The organism is Pseudomonas sp. PME37.24/006 (assembly GCF_055556635.1).
In genome coordinates this window covers 1-270 of record NZ_JBVHNL010000109.1, presented here as the reverse complement: position 1 = coordinate 270, position 270 = coordinate 1, and the positions used below count along the sequence as shown (strand labels likewise).

Here is a 270-nt window from a genome sequence, read left to right as displayed (position 1 = left end):
GCTCGCCCGCCCAGACCGCGCGATCCTCGCCGTCGCCGTCCTCCTCGACCTCGGATCCGGCGTTGTCCTTGACGCTAGCCTCCGCGAGCGGCAGTCGCAGCACGAGCGTCGCGGCCAGTTCACGGGCGGTCATCGGCCGGACCTCGGCGGCGCGTCCCGGCAGGAGGTGCTCCGACAGGGCGAGCAAGGCATCCTCCTTCTCCTCCGCCGGAACGACGGATGCCACCCCGTAAACGACCGCGCAGCGGTAGCGCATCGAGCTGTCGAACA

1 protein-coding gene is annotated in these 270 nt (G+C 71.1%); it reads right to left on the bottom strand.

Annotated features, from left to right (window positions below):
* A partial coding sequence (locus tag ACZ3GY_RS24035) for a pyridoxamine 5'-phosphate oxidase family protein (RefSeq protein ID WP_465912251.1) occupies window positions 1-270 on the bottom strand: 270 nt, incomplete at both ends.